We start from the raw sequence: 17,542 nt of genomic DNA on the forward strand, positions 1-17,542 counted from the left end.
TTCCCGCTCGACAAGAGCGTTCCACGGAGCCCCGCACCGCCATGACGTCCGAGACCGCAGAAAGCCCGGTTGCCGTGAACCCGACCGCCGCAAATCCCACTGCCGCCGTCCTGGTGATCGGCAACGAGATCCTGTCGGGCCGCACCAAGGACGCCAATCTGGGCCACATCGCCGAGAAGCTGACGGAGATCGGCGTGCGGCTGCGCGAGGCCCGCGTGGTGCCGGACGTGGAGGAGGAGGTCGTCGCCGCGGTCAACGCGCTGCGCGCCCGCTATACCTACGTCTTCACCACCGGTGGTATCGGCCCGACCCACGACGACATCACCGCCGCCTGCGTCGCCAAGGCCTTCGGCGTGGCATTGGAGCGCAATCCGGAGGCGGTCGCCCGGCTGGAGCGCCATTACGCCGCCGGCCAGTTGAACGAGGCGCGGCTGCGCATGGCCAACGTCCCGGCCGGCGGCATCCTGATCGACAACCCGATCAGCCAGGCGCCGGGCTTCCAAATCGGCAACGTCTTCGTCATGGCCGGCGTGCCCAACATCATGCGGGCGATGCTGGACGGCATTTTGCCGCGGCTGGCCGGCGGGCCGGCGCTGCATGCCCGCACGGTGGCCTGCGAGCTGGCCGAGGGTGTGATCGCCGCCGAGCTGTCGGCTCTGCAGGACCGCCATCCGGACCTGGAGATCGGCAGCTATCCTTACTTCCGCGCCGGCTTCTTCGGGGTCAGCCTGGTCCTGCGCGGCACCGACGAGCAGGAGTTGGCGGCCGCCACCGACGAGTTGGCGGAGATCGTCCGCCGTCTGGGCGGCACGCCCACCGTCACGGTTGGTACGAAAGGGTAGTCGGACTATGACCGCTGGTATGTCGGTGGGTCGATTGTCCCGGACCGATTCGGTCCTACATCAACAAACTGTCATCCAAATCAGCTTTGCCGCGGGAGTCCCGCCATGAAGAGCTTCGAGAAAGCAGCGCTGCTGTTTCTTCTCCGCCACCTGTTCGCCGGCATTGTCGGCGCCGTGGTGCTGGCGACCGGTCTCTTGTGGTTCGATGTCGCCAAGCTGGCGACGCTGATCGGCAACAGTGACTACGGCATCACCGCCACGGTGATGCTCTATGCCGGCCTGATGCTGACCTTCGGCAGCGTGTCGATGGGGATCGGCATCATGACGATGAACGAGGACACCCGTCCTTAATCAGATGCCGAACGGCCCGAATCGGTTATAGACCCAGACCAGGGCGACGATCAGCGCCAGCCAGAGCGCGGCATTGCGCAGCACGACTCCGCGGTTCCGGCGAAGGGCGGCCGGCACCACCAGGACCGCGACCATCAGCAGCGCCACCAGCGACATCCATTGCGTCTCGCTCACGCCGCCTCCTTCCATTTCCGGCCCTGTTCCGGGCCTGTCTCACAGTTGCGCTTCCTTCGATATGGGAATGCCTGCGGTATTGCGAAGGCCTCTTGACCCGCAGCCCCGCGATTGTCTAAGTCATGACCACGGAACGGTGCGTTGCATATCGAGGTATGCAATCTGCGCGGGCAGCGCGGGACCGCTCCGTGGACATGAGCTTTGCCGTACGGATCCGGTCGCATGGGCTGGATTGCGATGGCAGAGTCCGGGGCGCGGGCGTGGCGAAACCGGTAGACGCAAGGGACTTAAAATCCCTCACCCTAAGGTATGCGGGTTCGAGTCCCGCCGCCCGCACCATCTTGCTGATCGATGGCTTTCCTGGCCGGTCTTCCTGACCGATGTGGGACCGTCCCGACGGGCGTGGAGCGGTCGGGAACCCACCCAGGTCCCACCCGTGCGAGACTTCCGCACCGGCGGTTGTTCACCGCGCCTCGACCGGGCCGCAGGTTCGGCGGTGGGCCAGCAGGCAGTCTTCGGTCTTCGACTGCCGCATCAAGGCGTCCATCAGCCAATATCCCAGCACGAGGACAATCATGATGGCGATGGCGGCGCCGAGATTGGCGGCCATGCGGGGGCGGTCGTCGTTCGGCATCCTGTCGGGCATCATTTCTTGCCCGGCTTCCGCTTGGTCCGGCCGTTGGCCGCCTCGCCCTCCTTGCGCTGGAGGAACAGGCGGCCGGCCTGCATCGCGGCTGTACGGCTGATGTAGCTGCCGCAGTCGAAGCGCCGGCCGTCGAACATCACCGTCAGGGTGAAGCTCTGCGGGGCGGCTTCATCGACCATGATCGACGAGGGGGCGGTCGGGGGGGCGGTCGGGGGGGAGGCGGGCTTCATGCGCTGGTCTCTGCTTTTTGCCTGCGGCGGTAGGATTCATACGTCCCCGGCTACGCGCAGACCAGCGGCTTTGGCGAGCCCGCCTTCCACTCAGCGCTCCACCTTTCCGCCGGCATTGACCCAGGCGGCGAAACCGCCGCGCAGGCGGTTGATGGTGCCGGTGTGGCCGGCGGCCATCATGCGTTCGGCGGCCGGACCGCAGCGCATGCCGCCCTGGCAATGGAAGACCAGATGCTTGCCCGGATCGGTCGGGACGCGCGACGGGTCGAACCGCGACAGCGGGTTCAGGATGGCGCCGGGGATATGGCCGGCGGCGTGTTCGTGCGGTTCGCGGACGTCGACGATCACCGCCTCGCCCTTGGACTGCCATTGGATCGCGGTCGCCGCGTCGATCTGCTGGATGCGGCCGGCGCCGCTCTGGCCATCCGAGGGTGCCGCGGGAATCAGGCGGCGGAAAAGCGAGCACAGCGACATGATTCTTGGTCCTTCCAAATTCTTGGGGCGACTGGTGGGGATGGTGCGGGCGGGGAGGCGCCCGCGGACGGCTCTTGACCTATAGATTAGTATATTCTAATTTATTGTCAATGAATGGCGGTGCCGCCTGGGCAAAGATGGTCGGGCGGGCGCCTTTCAAGAACAGGAGACCACCATGCATAAGAACTGGCCGCAGATGACCGGTGAGCTGTCCGGTGCCATCCGTGAACTGCGCGGCGGTGCGCCCGACGTCATGAAGGCCTTTTCCGGAATGGCCCAGGCGGCGCTGAAGGCGAATGCGCTGGACACCAAGACCAAGGAGCTGATCGCGCTTGCCATCGCGGTGGCGATCCGTTGCGACGGCTGTGTCGCGTTCCATGCCGAAGCGGCGATGAAGCAGGGGGCGAGTCGCGACGAGGTGATGGAGACGATGGGGATGGCGGTCTATATGGGCGCCGGGCCGTCGGTGATGTATGCCGCCCAGGCGGTCGAGGCGTTCGACCAGTTCACCGAAAAGGTGGCCGGCTGATCGAAAGACTTGATCCGGCCGGAAAGCGCGATCCCGAGTTTGGGGATCGGGTGGTGCGGGCGGTCGGACTCGAACCGACACTCCTTGCGGAACCGGATTTTGAGTCCGGCGCGTCTACCAATTTCACCACGCCCGCAGCGACGCCTCTTCTAACGCAACAGTCCGGAAACGGAAAGTGCAAAAGAACGGGGCGTCCGGGCAACCCCGTCCGGACATCGCCAAGCGTTGAGGACGCCGCTGCGGTGCCGCTTATTCCCCGTGCCGGTCGTGGCCCCTGCCATGCCGTCGCAGGAGCGCCGCGGGTGTCGCGGACGGCTGGCCGAACGGCCCAGTACGCGCTACCTTGTCGGACATGACGACCAAGCCCCTCATGTCCCGCGTCTTCGACGATCCCCGCGTGGCCGCCCTGCTGCTGGCGCTGGCCAGCGCCGGGGTGCTGCTGTCGGCCCTGTTCTTCCAGTTCGTGCTGGATTACCAACCTTGCGTGCTGTGCATCCTGCAGCGCTGGCCCTATGTGGCGGTGATGGTGCTTGGGCTGGTGACCTGGCTGTTCCGCCGCTGGAAGGGGCTGGGCGACGCGTTGCTGGTGGTGAGCGGGCTGGCCCTGCTGGCCGGTGCCGGCATCGCCGCCTATCATGTCGGGGTGGAGCAGCATTGGTGGGCCGGCACCTCGTCCTGCGGCGGGTCGGCGCCGGCCAATTCGCTGGAGGCGTTGCGCGCCCAGGTGATGGCCGCCCCGGTCACCCGCTGTGACGAAGTGGCGTGGTCGCTGTTCGGGATCTCAATGGCGGGTTACAACGTGGTGATCTCGCTGGCGCTGGCGGCCTACGCCTTCGTCGCGGCACGCATCGCCTACACCCGCACCCCGGTGTCGAGGACCGCATTGTGAGTGAAACGACGTCTGCCACCGCTGTTTCCCGTTCCGGCCCGGTTGCCGGTTCTCTGCCCGGTTCGCTGCCCGGCGATTTGCCGCGGCGCGAGCGGCTGGCCCGCATCGTCCGCGTCGACCATGCCGGCGAATATGGCGCCAAGCGCATCTATGAGGGCCAGATCGCCGTCATGGGCAAGGGGCGCCACGGCAAGACCCTGCGCCACATGGCGGAGCAGGAACTGGTCCATCTGGAATATTTCGAAAAGCAGCTGAACCGGCGCCGGGTGCGGCCGACCCTGCTGCAGCCCCTGTGGCACGTCACCGGCTTCCTGCTGGGCGCCGGCACGGCGATCCTTGGCGAGCGCGCGGCGATGGCCTGCACCGTCGCGGTGGAAGAGGTGATCGAGGAGCATTACGAGGCGCAGCTGAAGCATCTCGGTCCCGAGGAGCAGGAACTGTCCGACAGCATCCGCAAGTTCCAGGCGGAGGAGGTCGAGCACCGCGACATCGGGCTGCGGAACGAGGCGGAGCGCGCGGCGGGCTATCCGATCCTGTCGGCGGCGATCAAGGCCGGCACCCGGGCGGTGATCTGGGTGGCCGAGAGGGTGTAGCGGGCGGGCGCAGGGGGGCGATACCGTCCCCCCATCCGCACTGCGCTACGTCGGGTCCAATTCCGAGTCCCAATAAAGAAAATCCCGCCAACTTTCATGGAGGAAGTTTGGCGGGAAGGCGCGTCCGTTCTCTTGCAGCTCGTAGGCACTGGGCTGGAAGGGCGGACTGAGGGGGATCATGCCGCAGACGTGGGGAAGGCGGTCGCCCTTCGCCAGGTTGCAGGCCGAACAGGATGTTATGACGTTTTCCCACGTCGTCCGACCGCCGCGGGACCGCGGAATCACATGGTCGAAGGTCAGATCGTGGGTGGGGAAGGGGCGGCCGCAATACTGGCAGGTGAAGCGGTCGCGCAGGAAGACGTTGAAGCGGGTGAAGGCCGGGCGGCGCGTGGCCGGGATGAACTCTTTCAGCGAGATGACGCTGGGCAACCGGACTTCGAAACTTGGGGATCGGACGACCCGGTCATAGTGCGATACGATGTTGACCCGTTCCAGAAAGACCGCCTTGACCGCTTCCTGCCAGGACCATAGCGACAAGGGGAAGTAACTGAGCGGGCGGAAATCCGCGTTCAGCACCAGAGCCGGACAGTGATCGGGTGGTGGAGCCAATGGCCACTCCCTTATCTGAAACCGTTGTCTGGATCCCGGCACGCGACACGGGTGCGGCTTGTGCGCGGGGGCGTCTATGCTCCGCCCCGGCGGCCGGATCGCCGATCCGGGACAACCAAATACATAGTGGATCAAGGGGCCGGACTCAACATCTTGACCCGGTGCGGCCGAATTTCTTCACCGATGTGTAACCTTTTTTGCACTGTGGACATGCCCGGAAAGGCGGCAGACCGCCATCCGGACCTTCGCGCGGGGGCTGTGACATCGACAACGATATCGGCAGAAAGTCCGGCCGCTTCCCTTGCACGCTTACCCCTCGTTAACCATGACGGCGCCATGGTGGGTCTCGTTGATCCAAGCTGATCCCGCCGGTTCGAACCGGCCGGAAGCGACCCCGAGGAAAGTCCGCCATGACCGCCGTCATCATCGACCTCGCCCAGAAGCGCCGTGAACGCGAGGAGCGTGAGCGCCAGATCCGCATCGACGCGTTCGACCGCGAACTGCGTCGCCGTCTGGCGCTGTATCTGGAAGGCGAGGAGATCCCGGTCGAGCCGATCCGCGACAATCCTTATATTTAAGTCCCGCCTTCCCGACAGATCCGCCGCCCGGTCCGGCGCGCGATCCGCTATAAGGCGGGGATGAGCGATCTCGTCACCCGCTTCGCCCCCAGCCCCACCGGGCACCTGCATCTGGGCCATGCCCATTCCGCGCTGTTCGGCTGGACCACCGCCCGCAGCGCCGCCCGTAGCGTCGCCGGCCGCTTCCTGTTGCGGATCGAGGACATCGATCCCAACCGCTGCCGCCCCGAGTACGAGCGCGACCTGATCGAGGATCTGGCGTGGCTCGGTCTCGACTGGGACGGCCCGATCCGGCGGCAGTCCGATCATTTCGACGATTTCCGCGCAGCGCTGGCCCGGCTCGGGTCGCTGGGCGTGCTCTATCCCTGTTTCTGCACCCGCAAGGACATCGCCGCCGAGATCGCGCGGGCCGGTGCGGCGCCTCATGGCCCGGACGGGCCGCTTTATCCCGGCACCTGCCGTCATCGGTCGGCCGATGAGCGCGCGGAGCGGATCGGTCGTGGCGACAGCTGGGCGCTGCGACTCGACGTGGAGGCCGCCCGGCGGCTGACCGGGCCGCTGCGCTGGCACGACCGGGCGCGGGGCTGGCAGGATGCGACGCCGGAACTGCTGGGCGACGTGGTGCTGGCGCGCAAGGACACGCCGACCAGCTATCATCTCAGCGTCACCGTCGACGACCATCTGCAGGGCGTGACCCTGGTCACCCGCGGCGAGGACCTGTTCTTCGCCACCCACCTGCACCGGCTGCTGCAGGCGCTGCTGGGCTACGATCCGCCGGACCATCACCATCACGGCCTGCTGCGGAACGCGGCGGGCGAACGGCTGGCCAAGCGTGACCGCGCCCAGTCTCTGCGCTCGCTCCGCGACGAAGGCCGCAGCCCGGCCGAGGTGCGGGCGTTGGCGGGGTTTCCGGACCGGACTTGAATACCAGGGCTCACCCCATCTGCGCCACCGGCAGGGCGGGGGAGCGGACGGCCTGCCCGGCGGGGCCGCGCAGGGCATCCGGCGTCAGGCTCTCCTTGCCCAGCAGGGCTTCGGCCGCCAGCCGACCGGAGATGACGCAGGCCTCGACGCCGGGACCGGGAAAGACGCCGGCGCCGGTCAGGCACAGGCCGGGGATCGGGCTGCGGCGGGTCAGCCGTTTGTGGTCTGGGGCAATGCCGTAGATGCTACCGTCGCTGGTGTGGGCATAGCGGGCGAAGGTGGCGGCGCTGGCCTCCTGCCGGGTGGTGATGTGACGCTCAAGGTCGGGGATCAGGCGGGCGGCGGCGGCGATCATCGCGTCGCCCTCCGCCCGCTTGCGTGCCTTGTAGGCGGGGTCGGCGCGGTTCCAGCCGGCATCGGCCGGGGCCAGCCGAAGCAGGCTCACCGCGGCGTGGCCGGCGGGGGCAAGGCTGCGGTCGTGGGTGGAGGGGACAGAGATGGCCATGCCGAATCCGGCGCCATCGGACGGCAGGAAGGTCATCGCCGGCAGGTCGGGGACGATGTCCAGCCCCAGCGTGACCATGAAGGCGGAGGTCGAGGGACGCAGCGCCGCGCAGCGGGCGGCGTAGGCGGCCGGCAGATGCTCCGCCCCCACCAGTTCCAGCATGGTCCGCCGCACGTCGGCGTTGGAGATCACGGCGGGGGCGCGGATGACACGGCCATCAGCGGTTTCCACCCCGGCGGCGCGGCCGTTTTCGATCAGAATGCGGCTGACGGGGGTGCGAAGGCGGACTTCGCCGCCGTCGGCGCGGATCGACTGGGCCAGCGCGTCGGCCAGCGCCTGCGACCCGCCGGCGGGATAGCGGCCGCCGGAGAACCAGTAGCCGAAGATCGGCGCCATCTGGCCGGCGGTCAGCAGTTCCGCCCGGTCGCTGAGATAGCCGGTCAGCACGGTCAGCAGGCGCTGGCCGGCGCGGTCGGGGATGTAGTGGTCCAGCATCTCCTGAAAGGGGCGGCTCATCCAGCGGAAGGCATGCGGACAGTCCGCCACGTAGCGGCGCATCGCCGCCACCGAATCGGGAATGTTGGGCAGGCCGCGCTCGGCGCAGCCGCGATACATCTCGTCATGGATCGCCCGCATCTCCGCCAGGAAGGCGGCGGCGCCGGTGGCGCTGGGCGGGTGGTCGGCGGCGATCTGGGTTGCCAGTCCGTCGGCATCATCGGCCAGTTGGAGCAACTTGCCGTTCATCACCACGCCGCGATTCACCGGTTGCCACTCCACCCGGTCGCGGACGCCGAGCGTACGCAGCAGATGATCGACCGGGCCGCCGGGTTGGGCGCCGCTGATGTCGTGGACGCCGGCATCGAAGACGTAGCGGAAGGGATCGGCCCCCGCTTCGCCGCGGTTGCGGGCCTTGACCGTCCAACTGGTGCAGAAGCCGCCGGGGCGGTCATGCGCCTCCAGAACCGTGACCCGCGCCCCGGCCCGCGCCAGCAGCGCCGCCGCCGTCAGCCCGCCGATGCCGGAGCCGACCACCACCACGTCGCGTTCACTGGGGGCGGTGCGCGTCCGGTTCAGGATCGCCGGAGCCGGCCAGGGGTGCGGGTCGAATTCGCTGAGCCGGCGGCGCATTCCCATCGTGACCAGCCAGGTCGGCAGCAGCCGGTTGGCGACCATGCCCAGCGCGCTGGCGCCGATGGAGAGCGGGGCTTCCCAGCCGGGCAGGGCGGCGAAGCCGAGCCCGCCGACCAGGAACAGCACGCCCCACACCGCCGTCATCAGCCGGTTGACGGCGACGAACTGCGGCAGGTGCCAATACTCGCGGGGCCAGTCGTCGCGGGCATATTGCAGGGTGAAGGGGCTGCCGACGGCGATGCTGCCGAAGGCCATGGCCGACAGCGCCAGATGGATGACGAAGCCCAGATTGTGGACCGGCCAGTCCCAGCCCAGCGGTGCGCAGAGCGGCAGGGCGGCGAAGAAGGCGGCGGCGACCAGTTCCGGCGCCTTGTAGGAGCCGCGCAGCCGGTCGAGGACGCAGAGGGCGAGACTGGCCGCCAGCGCCGTCAGCGAGGCCGGCAACAGTCCGGCGAGCGGCAGGACGGCGCCGAACAGCAGCCATGGGGAAAATCCCAGCAGGATGCGAAGTGCGATGGGAAGTTTGCGGAGGGTGCTCATCGGAATGGTGCCTTCGCGGGGGATGCGGATTGCGAAGGACCATGGTCGGCAGGCAGGTGTACGTGCCAGCGCAGGTGCGCGGGGAGCAGGGGCGGCTTCGTGAAGTGCGGCGTACGGCGGTTTGCGATGCGTGAAGTGCGGGGGCGTACGGCGGTGTACGTCCCAGGCGCGGGACCGCTGTTACAGCGGCCGCCGTGCCTTCAGCGCCGCGGTCAGCGTGCCGTCGTCGAGATAATCCAGTTCGCCGCCGACGGGGACGCCGTGGGCGAGACGGGAGACCGAGACGTCGGAGTCGGTCAGCCGGTCGGTCACCACATGGGCTGTGGTCTGGCCGTCGACGGTGGCGTTGAGCGCCAGGATGATCTCGCGCACCGCCGGGTCCTTGGCGCGTTCGGCGAGGCCGGCGATGTTGAGGTCGTCGGGGCCGACACCCTGCAGGGCCGACAGCAGGCCGCCCAGCACATGGTAGGTGCCGCGGAAGGCGCGGGTGCGTTCCAGTGCCCACAGGTCGCCGGCATCCTCCACCACGCAGATGACCGAACGGTCGCGGGTGGGGTCGGAGCAGATGGTGCAGGGGTCGCGGCTGTCCAGGTTGCCGCAGATGGAGCAGGCGCGGATCGACTCGCCGGCCGCCGCCATCGCCTCCGACAACGGCACCAGCAGGCTGTCCCGCCGCTTCATCAGATGCAGTGCCGCCCGCCGCGCCGACCGGGGACCGAGTCCCGGCAGCTTGGACAGCAACTGGATCAGGCGTTCGATTTCAGGTCCGATCATTCACTTGGCGGCCGACACATAACTCCCTCTCCCGCCCCGGGAGAGGGAAGGGGCCCATGGCGTCAGCCATGGGAAGGGTGAGGGGTGATGCGAGGATCAGGGGATCCATGTCCGGATCACCCTTCACCCTCCCCGCCTTCGGCGGGTCCCCTTCCTCTCCCGGGGCGGGAGAGGGCAAGAAATCAGAACGGCAGCTTCATGCCGGGGGGCAGCTTCAGGCCGCCCATCATCTTCGAGGTTTCCTCGGCGACGTGCTGTTCGACCTTCTTCTTGGCGTCGTTGAAGGCGGCGACGATCAGGTCCTCCAGCACCTCGACGTCCTCGGGATCGACGACGGACTTGTCGAGCTTGACCTTCTTCATCTCGCTCTTGCCGTTGACGGTCACGACGACCATGCCGGCGGCGCTCTGGCCGGTCACTTCGACCTGCTCCAGGCTCGCCTGCATTTCCTGCATCTTGGCCTGCATCTGCTGGGCCTGCTTCATCATGTTGCCGATATTCTTCATCGGTCAGTACTCTCCTTCGTCGTCGAGGGGGTAATAGACCCCATCGTCCTGCTGCTGAACCATGAAATCGGGTGTCTCGCCGTCATCCGCAACCGCCGCGCTCTCCGCCGCGGCAACTTCGGCGAGGTCGCGGACGTCGATGATCTTTGCGCCGCTGAAGGCGTCTAGCACGGCGCGCACCACCGGGTTGGCCTGCGCCTCCGCCCAGGCGCGGTGCTTTTCGGCCTGATCCTGCTCCGCCAGCGTCGGCTGTGCCGGGCCTTCGGACAAGGCGACGATCCAGCGATGGCCGGTCCATTCGGTCAGGAACTGCCCGACCTTGGCCGGCAGGGTCGGCGGGGCGGCGGGGCGGAGCTTCAGCTCCAGCCGGCCCGGCTCCATACGGACCAGCTGGACCGTCTCCATCAGATAGCCGTAGAGCGCGCCCTCGCGCCGGTCGGAGAACAGCTGTACCAGCGCACGGAAATCGTGCGGCATCGGCGACAGCTCCTCGCCGGCCGCAATGGGGGCCGGAGTGGCGGCGGGGGCGGGGGCCGCCTGCGCCATCGGGGCGCTTTGCGGCTGGGCCGAGCCCATGGAGCGGGCCACGGCGTGTGTAGACTGGCTGGCGACCGCGACCGGGCCGCCGCCACCGCCGGGGCCGCGGCCCATCGGCGCGCCGCCTCCGGCATTGGCTCCACCGTTGCCCTGTTGGGCCTGGAACTGGCGGATCAGCTCGCCCGGCGTCGGCAGGTCGGCGGCGTAGGACAGGCGGACGATCACCATCTCCAGCGCCTGTTGCGGCACCGGGGCGGCCTGCACCTCGTTCAGCCCCTTCAACAGAAGCTGCCACGCGCGGGTCAGCGCCGGCATGCCGAGCTTGGCCGACAGGAAGGAACCGCGCGTGCGCTCCGCCTCCGGCAGGGACGGGTCGTTGGCACTGTCGGGCACCACCTTCAGGCGGGTCAGATTGTGGACGAGGTCCAGCAGGTCCTGCAGGATCACCACCGGATCCGCACCGACACGGTGCAGGTCGGCCAGGATGTCCATCGCCTCGGCCGGGCGGGCGGAGACGGCGGCCTCGAACAGGTCGATGACGCGGGTGCGGTCGGCCAGACCCAGCATGTCGCGCACCTGCTGCGCGGTGACGGTGCCGGCGGCCAGCGCGATGGCCTGATCGAGCAGCGACAGCCCGTCGCGCACCGACCCGTCGGCGGCCCGCGCGATCAGGGCGGCGGCATCGCCCTCGATCTCCGCGCCTTCCATGGCGGTGATGCGGGTGAAATGCTCCTTCAGCACCTGGGCGTCGACGCGGCGCAGGTCGAAGCGCTGGCAGCGCGACAGCACCGTGACCGGGACCTTGCGGATCTCGGTGGTGGCGAAGACGAACTTCACATGGCTCGGCGGTTCCTCAAGCGTCTTCAGGAGCGCGTTGAACGCGCTCTTCGACAGCATGTGGACTTCGTCGATGATGTAGAGCTTGTAGCGGGCCGAGACGGGCGAGTAGCGCACGCCGTCGATGATCTCGCGGATGTCGTCGACGCCGGTGTGGCTGGCGGCGTCCATTTCCATCACGTCGACGTGGCGGTCTTCCGCGATGGCGCGGCAGTTGTCGCAGACGCCGCAGGGGCTGACCGTCGGCCCGCCGGTGCCGTCCGGGCCGGTGCAGTTCAGCGCGCGGGCGATGATGCGGGCGGTGGTGGTCTTGCCGACGCCGCGCACCCCGGTCAGCATGAAGGCCTGGGCGATGCGGCCGGACTGGATGGCGTTGGTCAGGGTGCGGACCAGCGCGTCCTGGCCGATCAGCTCGTCGAAGGTCTTCGGCCGGTATTTGCGCGCCAGCACCCGGTAAGCCTGCCCGGTGGCGGGAGCGGAAGCGGCGGTGATTTCGGCGCCAGAAACGGCAGTTGTATCGGTCACGCGGCTGGCCTGTCGAAACGACGGGAGGGGAATTTCGGGCCGCAGGATAGCGTCCCGGCGCCGCGCTGTCGCCGTCTGTTTCGTGCTGGCAATTTTCGGGAAGGGTGGGAGACTGGACGAACGACCCGAGCCGTAACTCGTTGCGGCTGCTTCCTTCCGGACCTGACCGGGTTGGCGAGGGACTCGTCCGACGCCAGCCTCCCGCGGCTGTTATGGAGATTCGTGCGGGCGGATGCAAGGGGAAACGGTTCGTGTGCGCGGGCGTCGTCGGTTTCCAAGCTGGACTATTGACGATTATTTTTTGGACCATAAATTATGGTTCTCTGCATAATTGGTCCTAGTGAGGCCGCCCGTGTCGTCCGCCCCCACCTCCGCAGCTGCGCAGAAGTTCCTGTTCCACCGGCCGAAGCTGGCGGCGTCGCTGGCAGACATCGTGACCGGGGATGCGCCGATCGGGGCGGAGCCGACGCTGTGCCTGGCGGCGCCGCGGCGGACCGGGAAGAGCACCTTCCTGCGCCACGACCTGGGGCCGGAGTTGGAGAATCGGGGCATTCTGGCGGTCTATGTCGATCTGTGGTCGGACATGGCGGCCGATCCCGCCCATCTGATCGCGGAGGCGCTGAAGGCCGAGCTTCGCCGCGCCGACAGCCTGCCGGTGAAGGCGGCGCGGGCGGTTGGACTCAGCAAATTGGGCGTGGGCGGCGTCTCGGTCGATATCGACAGGATCGGGCAGGCGCAGGGCACCACGCTGGCCGACGCGCTGGAGGCCCTGCTGGAACGCACGCACAAGCGGATCGCCCTGCTGGTGGATGAAGCGCAGCACGCGCTGACGACCGAAGCTGGGCTGAATGCCATGTTCGCGCTGAAGGCGGCGCGCGACCGGCTGAACACCAGGGATGATGCCCGCGACGGCCCGAACCTGATGATCGTGCTGACCGGATCCCACCGCGACAAGCTGAGCCGACTGGTGCTGAACCGCGACCAGCCCTTTTTCGGGACGAGCGTGCGCAGCTTCCCGCTGCTCGACCGCACCTATACCGATGCCTATACGGCCTGGATCAACGCCCGGCTGGCCGAAGGCAACCGGTTCGATGCCGACGATGTTTTCGCGGCCTTCGACGCGGTGGGGCGGCAGCCGGAAACCCTCATGCGGATTTTGTCGGACGCGGCGTTGCTGGTCGGCGATGCCGGCGAGTTGAAACGGGCGCTGGCGGACGGGGCGACCGGGCTGCGCCAGCGGGTGTGGGACGATTACGAGAATCTATGGTCTGGGCTGACGCCGTTGCAGCAGGCGGTTGTCGAACGGCTGGCGGTGGAGGGGCCGCAATCCGCCCCCTTTTCCGCCCCGGCGTTGCAAGCCTATGCCGATGCGGTCGGCGAAGCGGTCGAGCCGCCTTCCGTGCAGACAGCCATCGAGGCATTGCGGCAGAAGAACATCCTGTGGCGGTCGGCGCGCGGGCAATATGCGCTCGACGACCAAGGGATGGCGGACTGGCTGAAGGTGAGGGCGGAACGGGCTGGGCAGGGATGAGAAAGCAAAAAGGCTCCGGGCCGAAACCCGGAGCCTTTCGCCTCTGCGATCCCGTGGAACCGCTTACTTCTTCAGCGCCGCCACACCCGGCAGTTCCTTGCCTTCCAGCCATTCCAGGAAGGCGCCGCCGGCGGCGGACACGTAGGTGAACTTGTCCTCGGCACCGGCATGGGCCAGCGCCGCGACGGTGTCGCCGCCGCCGGCGACCGACAGCAGGCCGCCCGATTCGGTGCGGGCCGCGACCAGACCGGCCACCGCGTTGGTGCCGGCGTCGAAGGGCTGGATTTCGAAGGCGCCGAGCGGGCCGTTCCAGACGATGGTCTTGGCGCCCTGCAGCTTCACGCCCAGGAACTCGACGGTGGCCGGGCCGATGTCGAGAGCCATCTCGTCGGAACCGATGGCGTCGAAGGCGACGACGCGGTTGGCGGCGCCGGCCTTGAACTCCTTGGCGACGACGAAGTCCTTCGGCAGCAGGATCTCGCAGTTGGCTTCCTTGGCGGTCGCCATGATGGCGCGGGCCTGATCGGCCATGTCCTTCTCGCACAGCGAGGCGCCGACGTCGGTGCCCTGGGCGAACAGGAAGGTGTTGGCCATGCCGCCGCCCAACACCAGCAGGTCCACCTTGCGGACCATGTTGCCGAGCAGTTCCAGCTTGGTGGAGATCTTGGCGCCGCCGACGACGGCGGCGACCGGGCGCTCCGGCTTCTCCAGCGCGAGCGTCAGGGCCTTCAGCTCGGCTTCCATCAGGCGGCCGGCGGCGCTGGGCAGCAGGCGGGCGACACCCTCGGTCGAGGCATGGGCGCGGTGGGCGGCGGAGAAGGCGTCATTGACGTAGAGGTCGCCCAGCTCGGCCATCTGCTTGGCGAAAGCCGGGTCGTTCTTTTCCTCTTCGGCGTGGAAACGGGTGTTCTCCAGCAGCACGATGGCGCCGTCATGCACCTTGGCGATGGCTTCCTTGGCCTTGTCGCCGACGCAATCCTCGGCGAAGGCGACCTTCTGGCCGACGGCGGTGCTGAGCGCGTCCAGCACGTTGCGCAGCGAGTTCTTGGCGTCCGGGCCGTTCTTCGGGCGACCGAAATGCGACAGGACCACGACCTTGGCGCCCTTGGAGGACAGCTCCTTCAAGGTGGGGGCGAGGCGGTCGATGCGGGTGGTGTCGGACACCTTGCCGTCCTGCATCGGAACGTTCAGGTCGGCGCGGACCAGCACCGTCTTGCCGCTCACCTCGAGGTCGTCGATCGTGTTGAAATCGGTCATCTTCACACTTCCCCAATTATGGCCCCTCCCCAACGGGGACAGGCCGTTTCAGTTTGCGGGAACCCAACCACAGGCCTGCACGCTTTGCAACGCCCCAGGGGTGGGGTGAAATGGGGCATAATGACCCTGCAACCGCATGTTTAACGCTTCGTTCCGGTTATCTCGGAACGGACCGGATGCAGGGGCGGGAGTACCGCAATCGCAGGCTCCTGCAACATTTCCGTAACTTGACCCTGTCCATAGGCTGTGCAAACACCCAACTGTAGGCCAATGGGCCGCAAAACGGGGGTTGAAGCGCAGGCGATGGCTGAGGCCGAGATCAACCGCGAGACGGAACTGAAGCTGGCGGCGAAGCCGGAAGACTTCGACAGGCTGCGCGCCGCTTCCGCCATCGCAGACCGGACGGCTGGGCCGGCGGTGACGCGGACCCTGGAAAGCACCTATTACGACACCGAGGACCGCCGGCTCGCCGCGCGCAAGGTGACGCTGCGGGTGCGCAAGACCGGCGACGGCTATGTCCAGACGGTCAAGTCCGCGCCGGACGAGGACGGGCTGGGGCGCGGCGAGTGGGAATGCGCGGTGACCTCCGCCGCCCCCGACCTGACGCTGATCGCCGACGGCGCCGCCATCGAGCTGCTGGGGTCGCTCAGCGACTCGGAATTGCGGCCGGTCTTCACCTCCATCGTCGAACGGACCACGCAGGACGTGACGCTGGGCGACGGCGACGATGCGGCCCTGATCGAGGTCGCCTTCGACCGCGGCCGGATCGAACTGCCCGACGGCCGGTCGCGCGACCTGTGCGAGGTCGAACTCGAACTGAAAAGCGGCACACCCGCCGCGCTCTACGATCTGGCGCAGGAGCTGACCAAGTCCGCCCCGCTGCGGCTGGAGATGCGGACCAAGGCGGAACGCGGCCATGCGCTGGCGAACGGCGCCGCCGACAAGGCGCTGAAGGCGGAAAAGCTGCTGCTCGACCCCGAGACGACGGTGGAGGGGGCGGTCGCCCGCATCGTCCGCGCCTGCCTCGCCCACATGGTGGCGAACGAGGCGGTGACGCTGGCCGGCGAGGATCCGGAGGGCGTGCACCAGATGCGCGTCGCGCTGCGCCGGCTGCGCTCGGCCACCGCGCTGTTCCGGCCCTTCATTCCGGCCGCGCAATATCTGTGGCTGGTCGGCGAGATCAAGTGGCTGGCCGGCAGCCTGGGGCCGGCGCGCGACTGGGACGTGTTCGGCGAGGAGCTGCTGGCGCCGGTGCGCGACGCCTTCCACAAGGCCGACGGCCATGGACGCTCGGCGGTGGAGGATCTCGACACGCTGGCGGCGGCGGCCGAGGCCAAGCGGCTGCGCGCCTATGAGGGCGTGCGCGAGGCGATCCGGTCCGAGCGCTATACCGCCTTCCTGCTGGGCGTCGGCAGCTGGGTGGAGAAGCGCGGCTGGCGCGACCAGCCGGTCAGCGAGGAATCGGTGCGGCTGTTCCAGCCGGTGATCGGGCTGGCCGACCATCTGCTGAACAAGCGCCACAAGAAGGCCAAGCGGGCCGGCCACGGCTTCGCCCATCTGCCGGTGGCCCAGCGCCACCAGCTGCGCATCGCCTTGAAGAAGCTGCGCTATGCCGTGGAGTTCTTCCGCAGCCTGTATGACGACAAGCCGGTGCGCCGCTACATCCAGCAGCTCGCCGCCTTCCAGGATGCGCTGGGGCATCTGAACGACGTGGCGACGGCGACCCGGCTTCTGCACGAACTGCACGACGACGGCAGCCGGTCTGCCCCCGGCGAGCCGCGCGCTGCCGGCATCGTCATCGGCTGGCACGCCCGCGGGGTGGCCGACACCGAGGCGGCGCTGGTGGCCCTGTGGCATGATTTCATCGACACCAAGCATTTCTGGTCGAAGCCGGACGCCGCGGTGTAGAGTCCACGGCCATGCTCACGATCCTCGTCGCCAACATCAAGGGCGGCTGCGGCAAGACGACCGTCGCCACCCACCTCGCCGCCGCGTCCGCCGCGGCGGGCCTGCCCACCGTGCTGGCCGACGTCGACCGTCAGCGCTCCTCGCTCGGCTGGCTGGAGCGCCGGCCGGAGAAGGCGCCGCCGCTGGTCGGGCTGGACTGGGCCAAGGATTTCACCGACACGCCGCGCGGCACCAAGCGGCTGGTCATCGACGCGCCCGCCGCGCTGAAGACCAGGCAGATCGAGGATCTGGTGAAGATGGCCGACATCGTCGTGCTGCCGGTGCTGCCCGGCGCCTTCGACGAGCAGGCGACCCAGCGTTTCCTCACCAAGCTGGACGAGCTGAAGCGGATCGCCAAGAAGAAGACCATTGTGGCGGTGGTCGGCAACCGCATGCGCGCCCGCACCAAGGCCGCCGACCGGTTGGACCGCTTCCTGGGCGGCATCGGCCATCAGGTGGTGACCCGGCTGCGCGACAGCCAGATCTATGCCGATGCGGCGGAAAGCGGTCTCAGCCTGTTCGACATGCCGGGCAAGCGCGCCGCCGAGCATCGCGGCGACTGGCAGCCGCTGCTGAGCTACATCGACGAGGTTTGAAGTGGGGTGGGTGCCCC

The 17,542-nt window shown here is 68.2% G+C and carries 20 protein-coding genes, 2 tRNA genes and 1 other RNA gene; 11 read left to right on the plus strand and 12 right to left on the minus strand.

The window, feature by feature from the left end:
* Nucleotides 1–41: 41 nt before the first annotated feature.
* Nucleotides 42–842, plus strand: a complete 801-nt coding sequence (locus tag FZ938_RS06945) for a competence/damage-inducible protein A (protein ID WP_149197872.1) — start codon at nucleotides 42–44, stop codon at nucleotides 840–842.
* Between the two features lie 105 nt (nucleotides 843–947).
* Complete coding sequence (locus tag FZ938_RS06950; protein ID WP_109152243.1) at nucleotides 948–1,193, plus strand: hypothetical protein; 246 nt, start codon at nucleotides 948–950, stop codon at nucleotides 1,191–1,193.
* Here the strand turns inward: FZ938_RS06950 and FZ938_RS30465 are convergent, their stop codons facing one another.
* Nucleotides 1,194–1,367, minus strand: a complete 174-nt coding sequence (locus FZ938_RS30465) for a hypothetical protein (protein WP_174757217.1) — start codon at nucleotides 1,365–1,367, stop codon at nucleotides 1,194–1,196.
* A gap of 254 nt (nucleotides 1,368–1,621) precedes the next feature.
* On the opposite strand from FZ938_RS30465, the gene FZ938_RS06955 reads away from it, so the two are divergent.
* Nucleotides 1,622–1,706 (plus strand) — tRNA-Leu (locus tag FZ938_RS06955).
* A gap of 124 nt (nucleotides 1,707–1,830) precedes the next feature.
* Here FZ938_RS06955 and FZ938_RS06960 read toward each other — a convergent pair.
* From FZ938_RS06960 to FZ938_RS06970, 3 genes are all read right to left on the minus strand, one after another.
* Nucleotides 1,831–2,001 carry a hypothetical protein gene (locus FZ938_RS06960; RefSeq protein ID WP_211101042.1) on the minus strand — a complete coding sequence of 57 codons (171 nt, stop codon included), beginning with the start codon at nucleotides 1,999–2,001 and terminating at the stop codon, nucleotides 1,831–1,833.
* Between the two features lie 11 nt (nucleotides 2,002–2,012).
* Nucleotides 2,013–2,243, minus strand: a complete 231-nt coding sequence (locus FZ938_RS06965; protein ID WP_149197874.1) for a hypothetical protein — start codon at nucleotides 2,241–2,243, stop codon at nucleotides 2,013–2,015.
* 90 nt (nucleotides 2,244–2,333) lie between these two features.
* A complete protein-coding gene (locus FZ938_RS06970) occupies nucleotides 2,334–2,717 on the minus strand; it encodes a rhodanese-like domain-containing protein (protein ID WP_149197875.1) in 384 nt (127 codons plus the stop codon).
* Between the two features lie 175 nt (nucleotides 2,718–2,892).
* Here FZ938_RS06970 and FZ938_RS06975 point away from each other — a divergent pair, with 175 nt between their 5' ends.
* Nucleotides 2,893–3,246 (plus strand): carboxymuconolactone decarboxylase family protein, encoded by a 354-nt coding sequence (locus tag FZ938_RS06975; RefSeq protein WP_149197876.1) that lies wholly within the window; start codon nucleotides 2,893–2,895, stop codon nucleotides 3,244–3,246.
* A gap of 51 nt (nucleotides 3,247–3,297) precedes the next feature.
* Here the strand turns inward: FZ938_RS06975 and FZ938_RS06980 are convergent.
* A tRNA-Leu gene (locus FZ938_RS06980) sits at nucleotides 3,298–3,382 on the minus strand.
* A 234-nt stretch (nucleotides 3,383–3,616) separates the two neighbouring features.
* Between FZ938_RS06980 and FZ938_RS06985 the strand changes: the two genes are divergently transcribed.
* Both FZ938_RS06985 and FZ938_RS06990 read left to right on the plus strand, forming a co-directional pair.
* On the plus strand, nucleotides 3,617–4,135 hold the full coding sequence (locus tag FZ938_RS06985) for a disulfide bond formation protein B (RefSeq protein WP_149197877.1): 519 nt from the start codon (nucleotides 3,617–3,619) through the stop codon (nucleotides 4,133–4,135).
* The gene (locus FZ938_RS06990) at nucleotides 4,132–4,728 is read left to right on the plus strand and encodes a demethoxyubiquinone hydroxylase family protein (RefSeq protein ID WP_149197878.1); all 597 of its coding nucleotides are present in this window, start codon (nucleotides 4,132–4,134) and stop codon (nucleotides 4,726–4,728) included. The genes FZ938_RS06985 and FZ938_RS06990 overlap by 4 nt, the downstream gene beginning before the upstream one ends.
* A gap of 45 nt (nucleotides 4,729–4,773) precedes the next feature.
* On the opposite strand, the gene FZ938_RS06995 is transcribed toward FZ938_RS06990, so the two are convergent.
* Nucleotides 4,774–5,337, minus strand: a complete 564-nt coding sequence (locus FZ938_RS06995) for an HNH endonuclease (RefSeq protein WP_149197879.1) — start codon at nucleotides 5,335–5,337, stop codon at nucleotides 4,774–4,776.
* Between the two features lie 410 nt (nucleotides 5,338–5,747).
* On the opposite strand from FZ938_RS06995, the gene FZ938_RS30470 reads away from it, so the two are divergent.
* The gene (locus FZ938_RS30470; protein ID WP_014248815.1) at nucleotides 5,748–5,915 is read left to right on the plus strand and encodes a hypothetical protein; all 168 of its coding nucleotides are present in this window, start codon (nucleotides 5,748–5,750) and stop codon (nucleotides 5,913–5,915) included.
* A 60-nt stretch (nucleotides 5,916–5,975) separates the two neighbouring features.
* The gene (gene gluQRS, locus FZ938_RS07000; RefSeq protein ID WP_149197880.1) at nucleotides 5,976–6,839 is read left to right on the plus strand and encodes a tRNA glutamyl-Q(34) synthetase GluQRS; all 864 of its coding nucleotides are present in this window, start codon (nucleotides 5,976–5,978) and stop codon (nucleotides 6,837–6,839) included.
* A 10-nt stretch (nucleotides 6,840–6,849) separates the two neighbouring features.
* Here gluQRS and FZ938_RS07005 read toward each other — a convergent pair whose 3' ends face one another.
* The 5 genes from FZ938_RS07005 to ffs form a co-directional block, all read right to left on the minus strand.
* Nucleotides 6,850–9,015: a phytoene desaturase family protein gene (locus FZ938_RS07005; RefSeq protein ID WP_149197881.1), complete on the minus strand. Its 2,166-nt coding sequence runs from the start codon at nucleotides 9,013–9,015 to the stop codon at nucleotides 6,850–6,852.
* A 180-nt stretch (nucleotides 9,016–9,195) separates the two neighbouring features.
* A complete protein-coding gene (gene recR / locus FZ938_RS07010) occupies nucleotides 9,196–9,789 on the minus strand; it encodes a recombination mediator RecR (protein ID WP_149197882.1) in 594 nt (197 codons plus the stop codon).
* A gap of 182 nt (nucleotides 9,790–9,971) precedes the next feature.
* Entirely contained in the window at nucleotides 9,972–10,295 is a 324-nt protein-coding gene (locus FZ938_RS07015; protein WP_085090301.1) for a YbaB/EbfC family nucleoid-associated protein, read from the minus strand.
* A 3-nt stretch (nucleotides 10,296–10,298) separates the two neighbouring features.
* The gene (locus tag FZ938_RS07020; RefSeq protein ID WP_149197883.1) at nucleotides 10,299–12,194 is read right to left on the minus strand and encodes a DNA polymerase III subunit gamma/tau; all 1,896 of its coding nucleotides are present in this window, start codon (nucleotides 12,192–12,194) and stop codon (nucleotides 10,299–10,301) included.
* A gap of 104 nt (nucleotides 12,195–12,298) precedes the next feature.
* Nucleotides 12,299–12,396: signal recognition particle sRNA small type (gene ffs / locus FZ938_RS07025), an RNA gene on the minus strand.
* Between the two features lie 150 nt (nucleotides 12,397–12,546).
* On the opposite strand from ffs, the gene FZ938_RS07030 reads away from it, so the two are divergent.
* The gene (locus FZ938_RS07030; protein ID WP_149197884.1) at nucleotides 12,547–13,725 is read left to right on the plus strand and encodes an AAA family ATPase; all 1,179 of its coding nucleotides are present in this window, start codon (nucleotides 12,547–12,549) and stop codon (nucleotides 13,723–13,725) included.
* Nucleotides 13,726–13,788: 63 nt separating this feature from the next.
* On the opposite strand, the gene FZ938_RS07035 is transcribed toward FZ938_RS07030, so the two are convergent.
* On the minus strand, nucleotides 13,789–14,982 hold the full coding sequence (locus FZ938_RS07035) for a phosphoglycerate kinase (RefSeq protein ID WP_149197885.1): 1,194 nt from the start codon (nucleotides 14,980–14,982) through the stop codon (nucleotides 13,789–13,791).
* Between the two features lie 303 nt (nucleotides 14,983–15,285).
* On the opposite strand from FZ938_RS07035, the gene FZ938_RS07040 reads away from it, so the two are divergent.
* Both FZ938_RS07040 and FZ938_RS07045 read left to right on the plus strand, forming a co-directional pair.
* Entirely contained in the window at nucleotides 15,286–16,890 is a 1,605-nt protein-coding gene (locus tag FZ938_RS07040) for a CYTH and CHAD domain-containing protein (protein ID WP_149197886.1), read from the plus strand.
* 11 nt (nucleotides 16,891–16,901) lie between these two features.
* Nucleotides 16,902–17,525 carry a ParA family protein gene (locus FZ938_RS07045; protein WP_149197887.1) on the plus strand — a complete coding sequence of 208 codons (624 nt, stop codon included), beginning with the start codon at nucleotides 16,902–16,904 and terminating at the stop codon, nucleotides 17,523–17,525.
* Nucleotides 17,526–17,542: the final 17 nt, after the last annotated feature.

This window comes from Azospirillum oryzae, from assembly GCF_008364795.1.
GTDB lineage: Bacteria > Pseudomonadota > Alphaproteobacteria > Azospirillales > Azospirillaceae > Azospirillum > Azospirillum oryzae.